General features: G+C 41.8%; 11 protein-coding genes. All 11 read left to right on the top strand.

Translation table 11 applies throughout. The features are described from left to right. The first annotated feature begins 27 nt into the window (after nt 1–27). The 11 genes from clpX to cysQ all read left to right on the top strand — a co-directional run bounded on the left by clpX (nt 28) and on the right by cysQ (nt 15,147). Complete coding sequence (gene clpX, locus GKD17_RS18385; RefSeq protein ID WP_007846841.1) at nt 28–1,278, top strand: ATP-dependent Clp protease ATP-binding subunit ClpX; 1,251 nt, start codon at nt 28–30, stop codon at nt 1,276–1,278. A gap of 157 nt (nt 1,279–1,435) precedes the next feature. Beyond that, complete coding sequence (gene recQ / locus GKD17_RS18380) at nt 1,436–3,616, top strand: DNA helicase RecQ (RefSeq protein ID WP_005840213.1); 2,181 nt, start codon at nt 1,436–1,438, stop codon at nt 3,614–3,616. A gap of 297 nt (nt 3,617–3,913) precedes the next feature. Next, the gene (gene guaB, locus GKD17_RS18375) at nt 3,914–5,389 is read left to right on the top strand and encodes an IMP dehydrogenase (protein WP_007830849.1); all 1,476 of its coding nucleotides are present in this window, start codon (nt 3,914–3,916) and stop codon (nt 5,387–5,389) included. 13 nt (nt 5,390–5,402) lie between these two features. Further along, on the top strand, nt 5,403–6,740 hold the full coding sequence (locus GKD17_RS18370) for a peptidylprolyl isomerase (RefSeq protein WP_032934388.1): 1,338 nt from the start codon (nt 5,403–5,405) through the stop codon (nt 6,738–6,740). Between the two features lie 36 nt (nt 6,741–6,776). Continuing rightward, a complete protein-coding gene (locus GKD17_RS18365; protein WP_007830853.1) occupies nt 6,777–7,649 on the top strand; it encodes a peptidyl-prolyl cis-trans isomerase in 873 nt (290 codons plus the stop codon). Between the two features lie 4 nt (nt 7,650–7,653). Next, entirely contained in the window at nt 7,654–9,012 is a 1,359-nt protein-coding gene (locus GKD17_RS18360; RefSeq protein WP_007846843.1) for a peptidylprolyl isomerase, read from the top strand. 17 nt (nt 9,013–9,029) lie between these two features. Continuing rightward, the gene (locus tag GKD17_RS18355; RefSeq protein ID WP_007830856.1) at nt 9,030–10,697 is read left to right on the top strand and encodes an OstA-like protein; all 1,668 of its coding nucleotides are present in this window, start codon (nt 9,030–9,032) and stop codon (nt 10,695–10,697) included. 2 nt (nt 10,698–10,699) lie between these two features. Further along, on the top strand, nt 10,700–10,996 hold the full coding sequence (locus GKD17_RS18350; RefSeq protein WP_007830860.1) for a hypothetical protein: 297 nt from the start codon (nt 10,700–10,702) through the stop codon (nt 10,994–10,996). 21 nt (nt 10,997–11,017) lie between these two features. After that, on the top strand, nt 11,018–12,886 hold the full coding sequence (gene mutL, locus GKD17_RS18345; protein ID WP_007830861.1) for a DNA mismatch repair endonuclease MutL: 1,869 nt from the start codon (nt 11,018–11,020) through the stop codon (nt 12,884–12,886). Between the two features lie 228 nt (nt 12,887–13,114). Then, nucleotides 13,115–14,323, top strand: a complete 1,209-nt coding sequence (locus GKD17_RS18340) for a BamA/TamA family outer membrane protein (RefSeq protein ID WP_007855555.1) — start codon at nt 13,115–13,117, stop codon at nt 14,321–14,323. A gap of 14 nt (nt 14,324–14,337) precedes the next feature. Beyond that, nucleotides 14,338–15,147, top strand: coding sequence for a 3'(2'),5'-bisphosphate nucleotidase CysQ (cysQ, locus tag GKD17_RS18335; protein WP_007843659.1), 810 nt, complete (start codon nt 14,338–14,340; stop codon nt 15,145–15,147). The last annotated feature ends 7 nt before the right edge of the window (nt 15,148–15,154 follow it).

The raw sequence follows: 15,154 nt of genomic DNA, 5'->3' as shown, positions 1-15,154 counted from the left end.
AAACTTGAATATTTAAAGGAATAAACATTGGAAGATAATAAAACACCTAGAAACAGTAGAAGGAAATGTAGTTTCTGCGGACGTTCGGAAAATGAAGTCGGATTTCTGATAACCGGAATGAACGGTTGCATTTGTGACAGTTGCTCGGAGCAGGCATATGAAATTATGCAGGAGGCCATGCATCAAAAAAAAGGTGCACCGGGTGAGTTGAACTTGAAGGAACTTCCGAAACCAAAGGAAATTAAAGAATTTCTTGACCAATACATTATTGGTCAAGATGACGCGAAACGCTATCTTTCCGTTGCCGTGTACAATCATTACAAGCGTCTGCTCCAAAAAGTGGATAAGGATGATATCGAGATTGAAAAGTCCAATATCATTATGGTAGGTAGTACGGGGACGGGAAAAACGTTGCTGGCACGCACTATTGCCAAATTATTGCATGTGCCGTTTACCATTGTTGATGCCACCGTGCTGACAGAGGCCGGTTATGTGGGTGAAGATATTGAGAGTCTTTTAACCCGTTTGCTTCAAGTGGCAGATTATAATGTGGCGGAAGCTGAAAGAGGCATCGTATTTATTGATGAGATTGACAAGATTGCCCGTAAAGGAGATAACCCCTCCATTACTCGTGATGTAAGTGGTGAAGGTGTACAACAAGGTCTGTTGAAATTGTTGGAAGGATCTATAGTGAATGTACCGCCTCAGGGAGGACGTAAACACCCCGACCAGAAAATGATTCCGGTCAATACGAAAAACATTCTGTTTATTTGTGGTGGGGCGTTTGATGGTATTGAACGCAAAATTGCACAACGTTTGAATACGCATGTGGTAGGTTATAGTGCGGCGAAGGACGTGGTGAAGATAGACCGTGGCAACTTGATGCAATATATTGCCCCTCAGGATTTGAAATCATTCGGGCTGATTCCTGAAATCATAGGCCGTCTGCCCATTTTGACTTACCTGAATCCGTTGGATAGAACCGCTTTGCGCAATATCTTGACGGAACCGAAGAATTCCATTATCAAGCAGTATATTAAATTATTTGAAATGGATGGAGTCAAGCTGGAATTTCAGCCCGAAGTATTCGAATATATTGTAGACAAAGCTATTGAGTATAAGTTAGGAGCACGCGGATTACGTTCCATTGTGGAAACGATCATGATGGACGTTATGTTTGAAATTCCCTCTCAGAAAGCGAAAAAGTATGAAGTGACACTTGATTTTGCAAAACAGCAGATGGGAAAAGCGAATATCTCGCGGATGCAAACAGCTTAGTATCAAGATATAAAGGGAGAGAGAAAGAAAAAATGCAATTCTTCTGAAAAATATTACCCGAAATATTCGTGTAATTTGAGAACTTGTTTATAACTTTGTTAGGCAACAAAAGATGTAAAACAAGAAATCGGGAAAACCGTGAAAAACTATTGATACAATGACGGAGAATATAAATTTAACGGACGCATTAAAAAAGTATTTTGGATTTGATACTTTCAAAGGTAATCAGGAAGCGATCATCCGTAATCTGCTTGCCGGAAATGATACATTTGTTTTGATGCCTACGGGCGGTGGTAAATCGTTATGCTATCAGTTGCCATCCCTTATCATGGATGGAACAGCAATCGTTATATCTCCTTTAATTGCATTGATGAAAAACCAGGTGGATGCCATGCGTAATTTCAGTGAGGAGGACGGAGTAGCACACTTTATTAATTCGTCATTGAACAAATCGGCTATAGACCAGGTTAAATCGGATATCCTGAGCGGCAAAACCAAATTGCTCTACGTTGCTCCCGAATCTTTGACAAAGGAGGAGAATGTAGATTTCTTGAAAGGAGTGAAGATTTCATTTTATGCGGTGGATGAAGCACACTGTATTTCGGAATGGGGGCATGACTTCCGTCCGGAGTACCGTCGTATCCGTCCTATTATCAATGAAATAGGAAAGGCGCCGGTGATTGCCCTTACTGCTACTGCAACTCCGAAAGTGCGTATGGATATTCAGAAAAATTTGGGTATGCAGGATGCGCAGGAGTTCAAGTCCTCTTTCAATCGTCCGAACCTGTATTACGAAGTGCGCTCGAAGACAAATAATATTGACAGGGATATTATCAAGTTTATCAAGGCTAATCCAGGTAAATCAGGTATTATCTACTGTTTGAGCCGTAAGAAGGTGGAAGAATTGGCTGAAGTGCTTCAAGCTAACGGAATCAATGCGCGTGCTTATCATGCCGGTATGGATTCTGCTACACGCACAGCCAATCAAGACGGGTTCTTGAAAGAGGATATAGATGTGATTGTAGCTACCATCGCTTTTGGGATGGGAATTGACAAACCCGATGTGCGCTTTGTGATACATTATGATATTCCGAAAAGTCTGGAAGGTTATTATCAGGAAACGGGGAGAGCCGGTCGTGACGGAGGGGAAGGTCAGTGTATTACGTTCTATTCTAACAAGGACTTGCAGAAGCTGGAGAAGTTTATGCAGGGAAAGCCTGTGGCAGAGCAGGAAATCGGTAAACAGTTGCTGTTGGAAACAGCTGCATACGCAGAGTCTTCTATATGCCGTCGTAAATCATTGTTACATTATTTTGGGGAAGAATATACAGAGGAGAATTGTGGAAATTGTGATAATTGTTTAAATCCTAAAAAGCAAGTGGAGGCTCAGGATTCATTATGTGCTGTGATTGAAGCAATCATAGCAGTGAAAGAAAACTTTAAAGCAGATTATATAATTGATATTCTTTTGGGTAAGGAAACGTCAGAAGTACTTGCTCATAAACATGAAGAACTGGAAGTATTCGGTTCAGGCATGGGAGAAGAAGAAAAAATGTGGAATGCTGTCATCCGTCAGGCTTTGATAGCGGGTTATTTAAGTAAAGACGTAGAGAATTACGGTCTATTGAAGGTTACTCCCGAAGGACATAAATTCTTGAAAAAACCGAAATCCTTCAAGATTGTTGAAGATAATGATTTCGAGGAGGAGGAAGAAGAAACTCCGGTTCGGGGAGGTGCTTCTTGTGCAGTAGACCCTGTGCTTTACTCTATGTTGAAAGATTTGCGTAAGAAGCTGTCCAAGAAACTGGATGTGCCGCCGTATGTTATTTTCCAGGATCCTTCTTTGGAGGCGATGGCTACTATTTATCCGGTGACTTTGGAAGAATTGCAGAATATTCCGGGCGTAGGTGCTGGAAAGGCAAAACGTTATGGCCAGGAGTTCTGCGTATTGATAAAGAAGCATTGTGAGGAAAATGAAATAGAGCGTCCGGAGGATTTGCGTGTCCGTACAGTGGCCAATAAATCCAAACTGAAGGTGTCCATCATTCAGGCTATTGACCGGAAGGTGGCCTTGGACGACATTGCTGTGTCAAAGGGATTGGAGTTCGGTGAATTATTGGATGAAGTAGAGGCTATCGTTTATTCGGGGACTAAGCTGAATATTGATTACTTCCTAGAGGAAATTATGGATGAAGACCATTTGAACGATATTTATGATTACTTCAAGGAATCTACAACAGATAAAATAGATGACGCGATGGATGAGCTGGGTGATGACTATACCGAGGATGAAATCCGGTTGGTTCGTATTAAGTTTATTTCTGAAATGGCAAATTGATTTATCTTTGGTTGTTTTGATAATAATAAGAAAGCCGGGCTTGCATAACTCCAAGTCTGGCTTTTCTTGTATCAGTGTCACATTCATTATATAGACAGCTTTCTTTTTATTTTTTGTTATTAGGGATGAGATAGAGTAAGTTGTTGAGTTATCCTTGCAAAATGCAGGGGAAGATATAAAGGAAGACATGTTCTACTAAAATTCCTTTCTTCTTAACAAAAAAATATTCCATCGTTTTCCCATATTGAATAAAATGCGTATATTTGCACGCAATAAAATCTAAACGCATAAAGCCCTATGTCATTTATTGCAGATAAAATCGTAATGGACGGATTAACCTACGACGATGTATTGTTGATCCCTGCCTATTCTGAAGTTTTACCAAAAACAGTCGAACTCACGACTAAGTTCTCACGCAACATCGAGTTGAAAGTTCCCTTTGTGACTGCCGCTATGGATACGGTTACGGAAGCGAAAATGGCCATTGCCATTGCCCGTGAAGGGGGGATCGGTGTGATTCACAAAAACATGTCTATTGAAGAACAGGCACGTCAGGTAGCTATAGTGAAACGTGCGGAAAACGGTATGATTTATGATCCCGTAACTATCAAGAGAGGATCTACTGTGAGAGATGCACTTGCGTTGATGTCTGAATATAGAATCGGCGGTATCCCTGTAGTAGACGATGAAAGATATTTGGTAGGTATTGTGACGAACCGTGACCTTCGTTTTGAGAAGGATATGGACAAACGTATTGATGAGGTAATGACGAAGGAGAACATTGTGACTACCAACCAGTCCACTGACATGGAGGCTGCTTCGCAGATTCTGCAAGAACATAAGATTGAAAAATTGCCTGTGGTAGATAAGGACGGTAAACTGGTAGGTCTTATTACCTATAAAGATATTACAAAAGCAAAGGATAAACCGATGGCTTGCAAGGATGCCAAAGGCCGTTTGCGCGTAGCTGCCGGTGTAGGTGTGACTGCCGATACATTGGATCGTATGCAGGCTTTGGTGGATGCCGGTGCGGATGCTATCGTTATTGATACTGCCCACGGACATTCCATGTATGTGATTGAAAAATTGAAAGAGGCCAAGAAACGCTTCCCGAACATTGATATTGTGGTAGGTAATATCGCTACGGGCGAAGCCGCCAAGATGCTGGTGGAAGCCGGTGCGGACGGGGTGAAAGTCGGGATAGGTCCGGGCTCTATCTGTACTACCCGTGTGGTTGCCGGTGTGGGTGTTCCTCAGCTTTCTGCCGTATATGATGTTGCCAAAGCACTGAAAGGCACCGGTATACCTTTGATTGCCGACGGTGGTCTGCGTTATTCGGGAGATGTAGTGAAGGCTTTGGCTGCCGGTGGGTATAGTGTGATGATTGGTTCGCTGGTTGCCGGAACGGAAGAGTCACCGGGTGATACAATTATCTTCAACGGACGTAAATTCAAGTCTTATCGGGGTATGGGTTCTTTGGAAGCGATGGAGAATGGCTCGAAAGACCGTTATTTCCAGAGTGGAACTGCTGATGTGAAGAAACTGGTTCCGGAAGGTATTGCAGCCCGTGTTCCTTATAAAGGTACTTTGTATGAAGTAATCTATCAGTTGGTAGGCGGTCTTCGTGCAGGTATGGGATACTGTGGCGCTGCCAATATAGAGCAGTTGCACGATGCCAAATTTACCCGCATCACGAATGCAGGTGTCCTGGAAAGTCATCCGCATGATGTCGCTATAACTAGTGAGGCTCCTAACTATAGCCGTCCTCAATAAAAACTTATAAATGATGCCGCGTAGAGTTGTCGGTATTCTGTCGCTTCTCCTTGTGTTCGCGTTCAAAATGCGGGCGCAAGGAGAAGTTGTGTTATCTATTGGTGGAGAACCGGTAAAACGCACTGAATTTGAATACTATTTTCGTAAAAGCCATAAGCATACTCCGGATTCTTTTCTATCTTCTTTTATCAACTATAAATTAAAAGTACACTATGCTCATGATACGGGAATTGATACTTTATCGGCATTCCGCAGGCAGATGGCTTGGTATCGTGGTAAGCTGCTGAAAAAATATCTGGTGGATGCTGAGAAGGAAGAGCAGACAGTCCGTCAGCTATACCTGCGAAGTGAGCAACGCCTACAGACGAATGATTGGATAAGAATTGCTCATATCAGTAAATACCTGCCTCAGAATGTCGGTCGTCAAGATGAATTGAGGGTATTGCAGCAAATGGATTCTGTTTATGCAGCATTGCAGGGAGGTGCGGATTTTTCTGCGTTGGCTTGCCGGTATTCAGATGATACGACTTGTAAGAATATGGGAGGGCTGTTACCTTGGATGCCTGTGAATAAAAATATGCAAGAATGGATAGATAAACTGGCTTCTCTGGAAAAGAATAAGATTTCAGCTCCTTTTTATTCTCCTATGGGAATTCATATTATAAAATGGATAGACCGCAAGCCTGGAATTAGTTTTGAAGAGAAACGGGAACAATTATTGAATTATCTGGAGAAAAATGGTAATCGTACCTGGCAGGAACTTTCTGCCGGGCAGAGAGAAAGGCTGGCATTTCAGGTGCAGGAATTACATGATGGGTTACTTGCCGCCTGTTTATCGCAAAAATATCAGTCGGGTGATGGAACTTGGCAGGAAAGTGACTTGGAGCATTTTTTCAAACAGCATAAATCGGATTATTCTTGGGATTTGCCGCACTACCGTGGAGCAGTGATTCATTGTAAGGATAAAAAGATGGCTTCTGCCATTAAGAAACAACTGAAAAGAAAGCCGGTATCCCAATGGGAAGATGTATTGCATAGACTGATTGGAAACGCTTCTTTTCCCAAAGCTCGTATAGAAACAGGTGTCTTTCAGATAGGAACCAATAGATATATTGATAAGCTGGTTTTTAAATGTGGTGACTTTCAGCCCGATCCCGCTTTGCCTTATGTTTTTGTGATGGGAAAGAAACTGAAAAAAGGTCCGGAGAGTTATGAGGACGTAAAGGATGCGGTTATCAAAGATTATCAGGCTGTTTATCAGGATGCCTGGTTGAAAGATTTGAAGCGGAAATATAAGGTTGAAATTAACCAAGAGGTTTTAAAAACAGTTAATAATAACGGAAGTAATTAATTATTGCAGTATCTTCGTTCACTATTTTAATGTTATATGAATATCGTGAAAAACTGGGGAGTGTTACTTGTTATTGCGGGTGTTTTGTCGGGGTGCGGTCCGGAGCACGACCATAAGGGAAAAACTCCTTTAGTGGAAGTAGCCGGTGAATATCTCTATAAAGAAGACTTGCAGGCTGCACTTCCTTTTAATATTTCAAAAGATGATAGTGTCTTGTTTGCCGAACACTATATAAGGAATTGGGTGGAAGATGTGCTGCTTTTTGATAAGGCGGAAGGGAATATTCCTGATAACGCGAAGATTGCCAAACTGGTGGAGAACTATCGCAGGGCGTTGATTATGCATACGTATCAGGAGGAACTGGTTAATCAGAAATTGGCAAATGAGATAAGTGATGAGGAAATCAGCGCTTATTATGAGAAAAATAAGGAGCTGTTTCATACGGAACATCCTTTTGTGAAAGGATTGTTTATAAAAGTACCTCTCCATTCTCAGGATTTAGCGAGTGTGCGCAAGTGGTATAAGAAGAATAACCAGGATGCTATTGAGAATTTGGAAAAATACAGCTTACGTAATGCGGTAAGCTATGATTACTTTTATGACCGATGGCTGCCATTGTCCGATATTGCTGTCAAGATTCCTTTGAAAGCGCTTGATACGGATGAGAATTATTTGGACAAGAACCGGAATATAGAAGTAAAAGACACAGCGTTTTGCTATTTTCTGCATGTGGAAGAATTCTTGGGTAAGGATGAACAGAGGCCGTTGGATTTTGCAAGAAAAGAAATTAAGGAGATTTTAATAAACCTGAAGCGGGTTGATTTTATAAATAAAGTCAAAGAAGAGTTATACCAACGTGCTTCAGATAGGAACAAGATTAATTACTATTATTTGAATTCAAATGAATAAATTGATGTGTACCAAAGTTTATGCACTGGTGTTGATGCTGTTTGCTGCCGTTTCTGTATACGGGCAGGACAATGTGATAGACGAGGTTGTATGGGTAGTAGGTGACGAGGCCATTCTTAAATCGGATGTAGAGAATGAGCGTCTGAATGCCCAGTATGAAGGTCGTAAGTTTGATGGTGATCCGTATTGTATTATTCCGGAACAGCTTGCCATTCAGAAATTATTTCTTCATCAGGCTGCTATTGATAGTATTGAGGTTTCCGAACAGGAAATTATCAGTGATGTGGAAAGACGTACAAATTGGCTGATTGATCAGATTGGTTCTAAGGAAAAAGTAGAAGAATATTATAATAAGACTTCTACACAAATACGCGAAATGCTCCGCGAGAATATACGTGATGGAAAAACGGTACAGAAAATGCAGCAGCAGATTGTGGGGGATATCAAGATTACTCCAGCCGAAGTCCGTCGTTATTTCAAGGATCTTCCTCAAGACAGTATTCCTTTTATTCCTACTCAGGTAGAAGTGCAGATCATTACTATGGAACCTAAGATTCCGCAGGAAGAAATTGAGCGTGTGAAGAAGACTTTGCGTGACTATACGGAACGTGTTACTTCCGGTGAAATAGCTTTCTCTACTTTGGCGCGTCTGTATTCGGAAGATGAAGGTTCACGCCGTCGTGGTGGTGAACTCGGATTTATGGGCAGGGCTGAGTTGGTACCTGAATATGCGAATGTGGCATTCAATCTGCAAGACCCTAACAAGGTATCCAAGATTGTGGAGTCTGAATTTGGCTTCCATATTATCCAGTTGATCGAAAAACGTGGTGACCGTATCAATACCCGCCATATCTTGTTAAAACCGAAAGTGGATGAAAAAGATCTGGAAGCAGCTTTGTTACGTTTGGATTCTATTGCCAATGATATCCGTAATGAGAAATTTACTTTTGATGATGCCGCTACTTATATCTCTCACGATAAGGATACGCGTAACAACCATGGTTTGATGGCGAATCCGCAGACTGGTACGGCGCGTTTTGAAATGCAACAATTGGCACAGGTGTCACAAGAGGCTGCAAAGATGGTGGAAGGCATGAATGTGGGGGAAATTTCCAAACCTTTTACCATGATTAATGCAAAAGGAAAGGAAATTTGCGCTATCGTGAAATTGAAAACCCGCTTGAACGGGCATAAGGCAACCATTACGGAAGACTACCAACGCCTGAAAGGCATCGTGATGGAAAAACGCAGTGAAGAAAAACTTGACAAGTGGATCAAGGATAAACAAAAACATACCTATGTGCGTATTAATGAGAAGTGGCAGAAATGTGATTTCAAATATCCAGGTTGGGTAAAGAAATAATGTAGTGTATAAAGTATATGCTTGGAAAAAGAAAGAATACATACTCTTCGGGCAGGCATAGGATACTTGTGGTAAGTGTCCTGTGCCTGTTCGGCTTTTGCTTGCTGGCTCAAGTGAGACCAGCTAAAAAAGGGGAACAGAAACCGGCTAAAAGTAAGGTGTATCTGTTGCATTCGGATGTGTTGAAGAAAAGTCCGTTGAATCCAGACCCGGATGCACAGATTCTGATTGGAAACGTTGCGTTCCGTCACGACAGTGTATATATGTATTGTGACAGTGCTTGTTTCTATGAGAAAACGAATTCGCTGGAAGCTTTTGACAATGTGAAGATGGTGCAGGGGGATACCTTGTTTCTGTATGGGGACTATTTGTTTTATGACGGGAATACCCAGATTGCCCAGGTACGCTATAATGTGCGTATGGAAAACAAGAACACGACTTTGTTGACAGATAGTTTAAACTACGATCGTATTTATAATTTGGGATACTACTTTGATGGCGGGACATTGATGGACGAGGAAAATGTATTGACTTCGGAATGGGGGGAATATAGTCCGGCTACCAAAATATCTGTGTTCAATTATGATGTGAAGTTGGTCAATCCTAAGTTTACTTTGACTTCCGATACATTACGATACAGCACAGCAACCAAAATTGCTAATATCCTTGGCCCGTCTGATATTGTCAGTGATGCTAACCATATTTATTCAGAATTGGGTTTTTATAATACTCAGATAGGGCAGGCAGAATTGTTGGACCGTTCCGTGCTGACCAATGAGGGGAAGCGTTTGATAGGAGACAGTCTGTTTTATGATCGTGTAAAAGGATACGGGGAGGCGTTTGATAATGTGATCATGACAGATACAGTAAACAAGAATATGCTGACTGGTGATTATTGTTATTATAATGAATTGACCAAGTATGCTTTTGCTACTAAAAAAGCGGTAGTAGTGGATTATTCACAAGGTGACAGTTTGTTTATGCATGCCGATACATTGCAAATGTATACCTATTATTTGAATACTGATTCTATGTTCCGGGAAACGCGGGCGTATCATAAAGTGCGTATGTATCGCGCGGATGTGCAGGGGGTATGTGACTCGTTGGTCTTTTCCTCTAAGGATAGTTGCTTGACCATGTATTATGACCCTATACTGTGGAATAATAACCAGCAGTTGTTGGGAGAGAAAATCATGATTTATATGAATGACAGTACGATAGACTGGGCGCATATTCAGAACCAGGCTTTGTCTGTAGAGCAACTGGATTCTACTAGTTATAATCAGGTGACAGGAAAAGAGATGAAGGCTTGGTTTCAAGGCGGTGAGATGCGCAAAGTAGATGTGATCGGTTCGGTTCGTCTGGTATATTATCCGATGGAAAGCGACAGTACGCTGATTGGAATGAATGTTTCTGAAACCAGTCTGCTGAATATGTTTTTGGAGAACCGAAAGATGAAAAAAATGATTATGAGTCCGAAATCGAACGGTACTCTTTATCCTATGCTTCAACGTCCGCCGGAGAAGATGAAGCTGGATAACTTTGTGTGGTTTGATTATATCCGTCCGCTTGATAAAGAGGATATCTTTGAGTGGCGTGGAAAGAAAGCTGGTCAGGAGTTGAAGAAGAGCAATCGGAGTGCTGTTCCTTTGCCCAATCATAATTTATTTAATAAAAAGAAATAGCTATGGGAATGTTTAAGATGGAAAAGCCCCGCCGTTTCAACCATCAATATATTTATGTGGATGAACGGAAGGAGAAGCTGCAGAAACTGGAGGAGAAAGCTAAACGCGATTTGGGTATGCTTCCTCCCAAAGAATTTTCTCCGGAAGATATCCGTGGAAAGTTCGTTGAAGGTACTAAGCATTTAAAACGCAGAAAAGAAAGCGGACGTAAGCCAATGACTTATGGGGCTTTGTTTGTGGCCATTTTGGTTTTGTTGTATATTTTGCATTACCTGGTGACCGGTGAGTTTACTTTTTAATTACGCAAGTTTATAAGATATATGAGCGATATTATCCGTTTGCTGCCGGATTCCGTTGCCAATCAGATAGCAGCGGGAGAGGTGATTCAGCGTCCTGCATCAGTGATTAAAGAATTGGTGGAGAATGCTATCGATGCAGGTGCGCAGCACGTTGATGTGTTGGTTGTGGATGCAGGAAAGACTTCCATTCAGGTGATTGATGATGGAAAAGGTATGTCGGAAACAGATGCACGTTTGTCTTTTGAGCGCCATGCGACTTCTAAAATTCGTGAAGCTGCTGATTTATTTGCTTTGCATACCATGGGATTTCGTGGAGAGGCTTTGGCTTCTATTGCCGCTGTGGCTCAGGTGGAGCTTCGTACTCGTATGGAAGGGGAGGAATTGGGAACGATGTTGACGATATCCGGTTCCAAGGTAGAGGGACAGGAAGCGGTTTCGTGCCCGAAAGGTAGTAGCTTCTGTGTGAAGAATTTATTCTTTAATGTACCGGCGCGTCGTAAGTTCTTGAAATCGAATCAGACGGAGCTGAGTAATATATTGACGGAGTTTGAACGGATTGTATTGGTTAATCCGGAGGTGTCTTTCACTTTGCACCATAATGGGGCGGAACTGTTCAATCTTCCTGCACTTCAGTTGCGCCAACGTATCATGGGAGTTTTCGGAAAGAAAATAAATCAGGAGTTGTTATCGCTGGATGTAGATACTACAATGGTCCGTGTTTCCGGGTTTGTAGGAAAACCTGAAACAGCCCGTAAGAAAGGAGCCCGCCAATATTTTTTTGTAAACGGGCGATATATGCGCCATCCTTATTTTCATAAGGCTATCATGGATGCATACGAGCAGTTAGTTCCCGTGGGTGAGCAAGTATCTTATTTCATTTATTTTGAGGTGAATCCTGCTAATATTGATGTGAACATACATCCTACTAAAACAGAGATAAAGTTTGAGAACGAGCAAGCCATCTGGCAGATATTGGCGGCTGCCGTGAAAGAAACTCTAGGTAAGTTCAATGCGGTACCTTCTATTGATTTTGACACGGAGGGAATGCCGGATATTCCAGCCTTTGATGCATCTCCATACACTGGTATACAGCCACCAAAGACGACTTATAATCCTGATTATAATCCTTTTAATGTTTCGGCTGCTCCTCCCTCCTCTTATTCAAAGCCTAGTAAGGACTGGGAACAACTGTATGCGGGGCTGGAACGTCATGCTTCTTCTCAAAACTTTCATCCTGACGAGAATGATTATAGGGCGGAAGAGACTTCTCCTGCGGAGGAAAATCCCGGATTGTATGATCATGTGGAGGACTCTTCAGTCAGTGAGAAATCCGGCCAGCATTATCAGTTTAAAGGACGTTTTATTTTGACTTCTGTAAAGTCCGGGTTAATGATCATTGATCAGCAGCGTGCCCATATCCGTATTTTATATGACAAGTATATAGATCAGATAAGTCGTCGTCAAGGTATTTCTCAAGGAATGTTGTTTCCAGACATTGTACAGTTTCCACTTTCCGAAGTTGCTATTTTGCAGGAAATTATGGAAGACTTGTCTTTCCTAGGATTTGAACTGACTGATTTGGGAGGAGGAAGTTATGCCATAAACGGTGTTCCTGCAGGTATTGAAGGCCTTAACCCGATAGACTTGATCCAAAATATGGTGCACACTGCTATGGAAAAAGGTGGCAAAGTAAAAGAAGAGGTGCAGAGTATTTTGGCATTGACTTTGGCAAAAGCGACGGCAATTGTTCCCGGACAAGTGTTGACGAATGAAGAAATGACTGGTTTGGTGGATGGCTTATTTGCTGTGGCTACCCCTAATTATACTCCGGATGGTAAAACGGTTCTTTCTGTGATTAATGAAGATGATTTGGAAAAGCTGTTTAAATAATTTGCTAATGTGCTGATTTGCCAATGTGCTGCGCTATGTCCACATGGCAATTGACACATTGGCATATTGATGCATTGTTACGTTATAAAGAACGTGAAGATTCTTGAACTAAATAAAAACAAATTCAATACACCGTTATTCTTTGGCAGGACTTTTGTACTTTTGAAAACTCATTTGCCGTAGAAAGTTTTTTTGAGTAAGGACTTTGGGCAGACAATAAACTATTATATGAAAATAACATTACTTAGCTTGGTCCTGTGCCTGTTTTGTTCTTTGAATATGGCGGCACAAGGAAGTGACATAGGTAGTAATCCTGAGGATACCACCATTCATCAACTTTCAAAAAAAGAATTAAGACGCCAGAAGGTGGCTAAGCGCAATATACATTATAATATATTGGGAGGACCGAGTTATACTCCGGATTTTGGTGCGTTAATAGGAGGTAGTGCTCTTGTTACATTTCGTATGAATCCATCGGATACCTTGCAGAAACGTTCTGTGTTGCCGATGGCTGTTGCGGTAATGTTCGAGGGGGGCTTGAATCTGATGGTGAAACCTCAGTTGTTTTTCAAGAATGATAAATTCCGTATTTTTGGAAAATTCACTTACAAGAATACATTGGAGAATTTTTATGGTATCGGCTATGCTACCAATAAGCATTATGAGCGCAGTGACTCTACCAGTGAATATCGTTATAGCGGTTTCCAGATTAATCCGTGGTTTTTATTCCGTTTAGGTAAAAGTAATTTCTTTGCCGGTCCCCAGATTGACTTGAGTTATGATAAAATGTCCGAGCCTGCCAAATATTTGGTAGATCAGTCTGATTATAAAAGGTTGGGAGGTACTGCTCACGGATATTCTAATTTCAGTTCGGGGGTAGGATTTCTGCTGACTTATGACAGCCGGGATATTCCTGCTAATGCTTATAAGGGCATTTATCTGGATTTTCGTGGGCTGATGTACCAGAAGTTTTTGGGAGGAGATAATAACTTTTACCGCTTGGAAATGGACTACCGCCAATACAAAAGGGTAGGAAATAGAAAAGTTATAGCTTGGACTGCCCAAACCAAGAATGTGTTTGGTGATGTTCCTATGAACCAATATGCTTTAAGTGGCACTCCTTTTGATCTTCGTGGATATTATATGGGGCAGTATCGTGATAAATCCTCTCATGTGGTGCTTGCCGAATATCGTCAGATGTTCAATACGGATAAAAGTACATGGGTAAAGCGTATGTTGCATCATTTGGGTTTTGTTGCTTGGGGAGGGTGCGGTTTTATGGGGCCTACCATGGGTAAGATTGAAGGAGTTCTTCCCAATGCTGGTGTGGGACTTCGTATTGAGGTGCAGCCGCGTATGAATGTACGTCTGGACTTCGGACGTAATTTTGCCAATGACCAAAGTTTGTTCTATTTCAATATGACAGAAGCATTTTAATGGAAGTAAACACTATGCAGACCGAATATATATTAAGAGCGATGGATGCGGCTTTAGCTGCCGGTAAAGAAATTCTGAACGTTTATAATGATCCTTTTTCTGATTTTCAGATTGAAAGGAAAGCCGATAATTCTCCACTGACTCTTGCAGACCGTAAGGCGCATGAAATCATTATGACTTATTTGCAAGAAACAGACTATCCGGTATTGAGTGAGGAAGGAAAGCATTTGCCTTACGAGAAACGGGCGCAATGGGATACGTTGTGGATAGTCGATCCCTTGGATGGAACAAAGGAATTTATAAAACGAAATGGGGAATTTACTGTCAATATTGCTTTAGTAAAAGAAGGAATTCCTGTTTTTGGAGTGATCTATGTTCCTGTCAAAGAAACGCTTTATTGGGGTGAACTGACAACCGGCGCTTATAAAATGGAAGGAGTGACCGGACGTGCAGACCGTTCACTGGAAGAAATGAAGGCATCGGCATTCCGTATGCCTTGTGCCGAAACAAATGAAGTTTTTGTTATTGTTGCTTCCCGTTCCCATCTGTCGGCCGAAACAGAAGAGTATATTAAGGAAAAGCGAAAGATATACCCTCATGTGGAGTTGGTATCTGTGGGCAGTTCCATCAAGATTTGCAGGGTTTGTGAGGGACTGGCCGATGAATATCCCCGTTTTGCCCCTACTATGGAGTGGGACACGGCGGCCGGTCATGCCATAGCTAAGGCATCCGGAGCAGAAATATATCAGGCGGGACAAAAAGAACCGTTGAAATATAACAAGCCGGACTTGCTGAATCCTTGGTTTATCGTTAAACGAAATTAATACCCGG

The organism is Phocaeicola dorei, assembly GCF_013009555.1.
Taxonomy (GTDB): domain Bacteria; phylum Bacteroidota; class Bacteroidia; order Bacteroidales; family Bacteroidaceae; genus Phocaeicola; species Phocaeicola dorei.
The sequence above is the reverse complement of the archived record's forward strand: the minus strand, read 5'-3'. Positions and strand labels throughout refer to the sequence as shown.

Bases quoted from the DNA above. Each gene is read 5' to 3' on its own strand.
- recQ (WP_005840213.1), top strand. From the start codon at position 1,436: ATGACGGAGAATATAAATTTAACGGACGCATTAAAAAAGTATTTTGGA.
- guaB (WP_007830849.1), top strand. From the start codon at position 3,914: ATGTCATTTATTGCAGATAAAATCGTAATGGACGGATTAACCTACGAC.
- GKD17_RS18370 (WP_032934388.1), top strand. From the start codon at position 5,403: ATGCCGCGTAGAGTTGTCGGTATTCTGTCGCTTCTCCTTGTGTTCGCG.
- GKD17_RS18365 (WP_007830853.1), top strand. From the start codon at position 6,777: ATGAATATCGTGAAAAACTGGGGAGTGTTACTTGTTATTGCGGGTGTT.
- GKD17_RS18360 (WP_007846843.1), top strand. From the start codon at position 7,654: ATGTGTACCAAAGTTTATGCACTGGTGTTGATGCTGTTTGCTGCCGTT.
- GKD17_RS18355 (WP_007830856.1), top strand. From the start codon at position 9,030: ATGCTTGGAAAAAGAAAGAATACATACTCTTCGGGCAGGCATAGGATA.
- GKD17_RS18350 (WP_007830860.1), top strand. From the start codon at position 10,700: ATGGGAATGTTTAAGATGGAAAAGCCCCGCCGTTTCAACCATCAATAT.
- mutL (WP_007830861.1), top strand. From the start codon at position 11,018: ATGAGCGATATTATCCGTTTGCTGCCGGATTCCGTTGCCAATCAGATA.
- GKD17_RS18340 (WP_007855555.1), top strand. From the start codon at position 13,115: ATGAAAATAACATTACTTAGCTTGGTCCTGTGCCTGTTTTGTTCTTTG.
- cysQ (WP_007843659.1), top strand. From the start codon at position 14,338: ATGCAGACCGAATATATATTAAGAGCGATGGATGCGGCTTTAGCTGCC.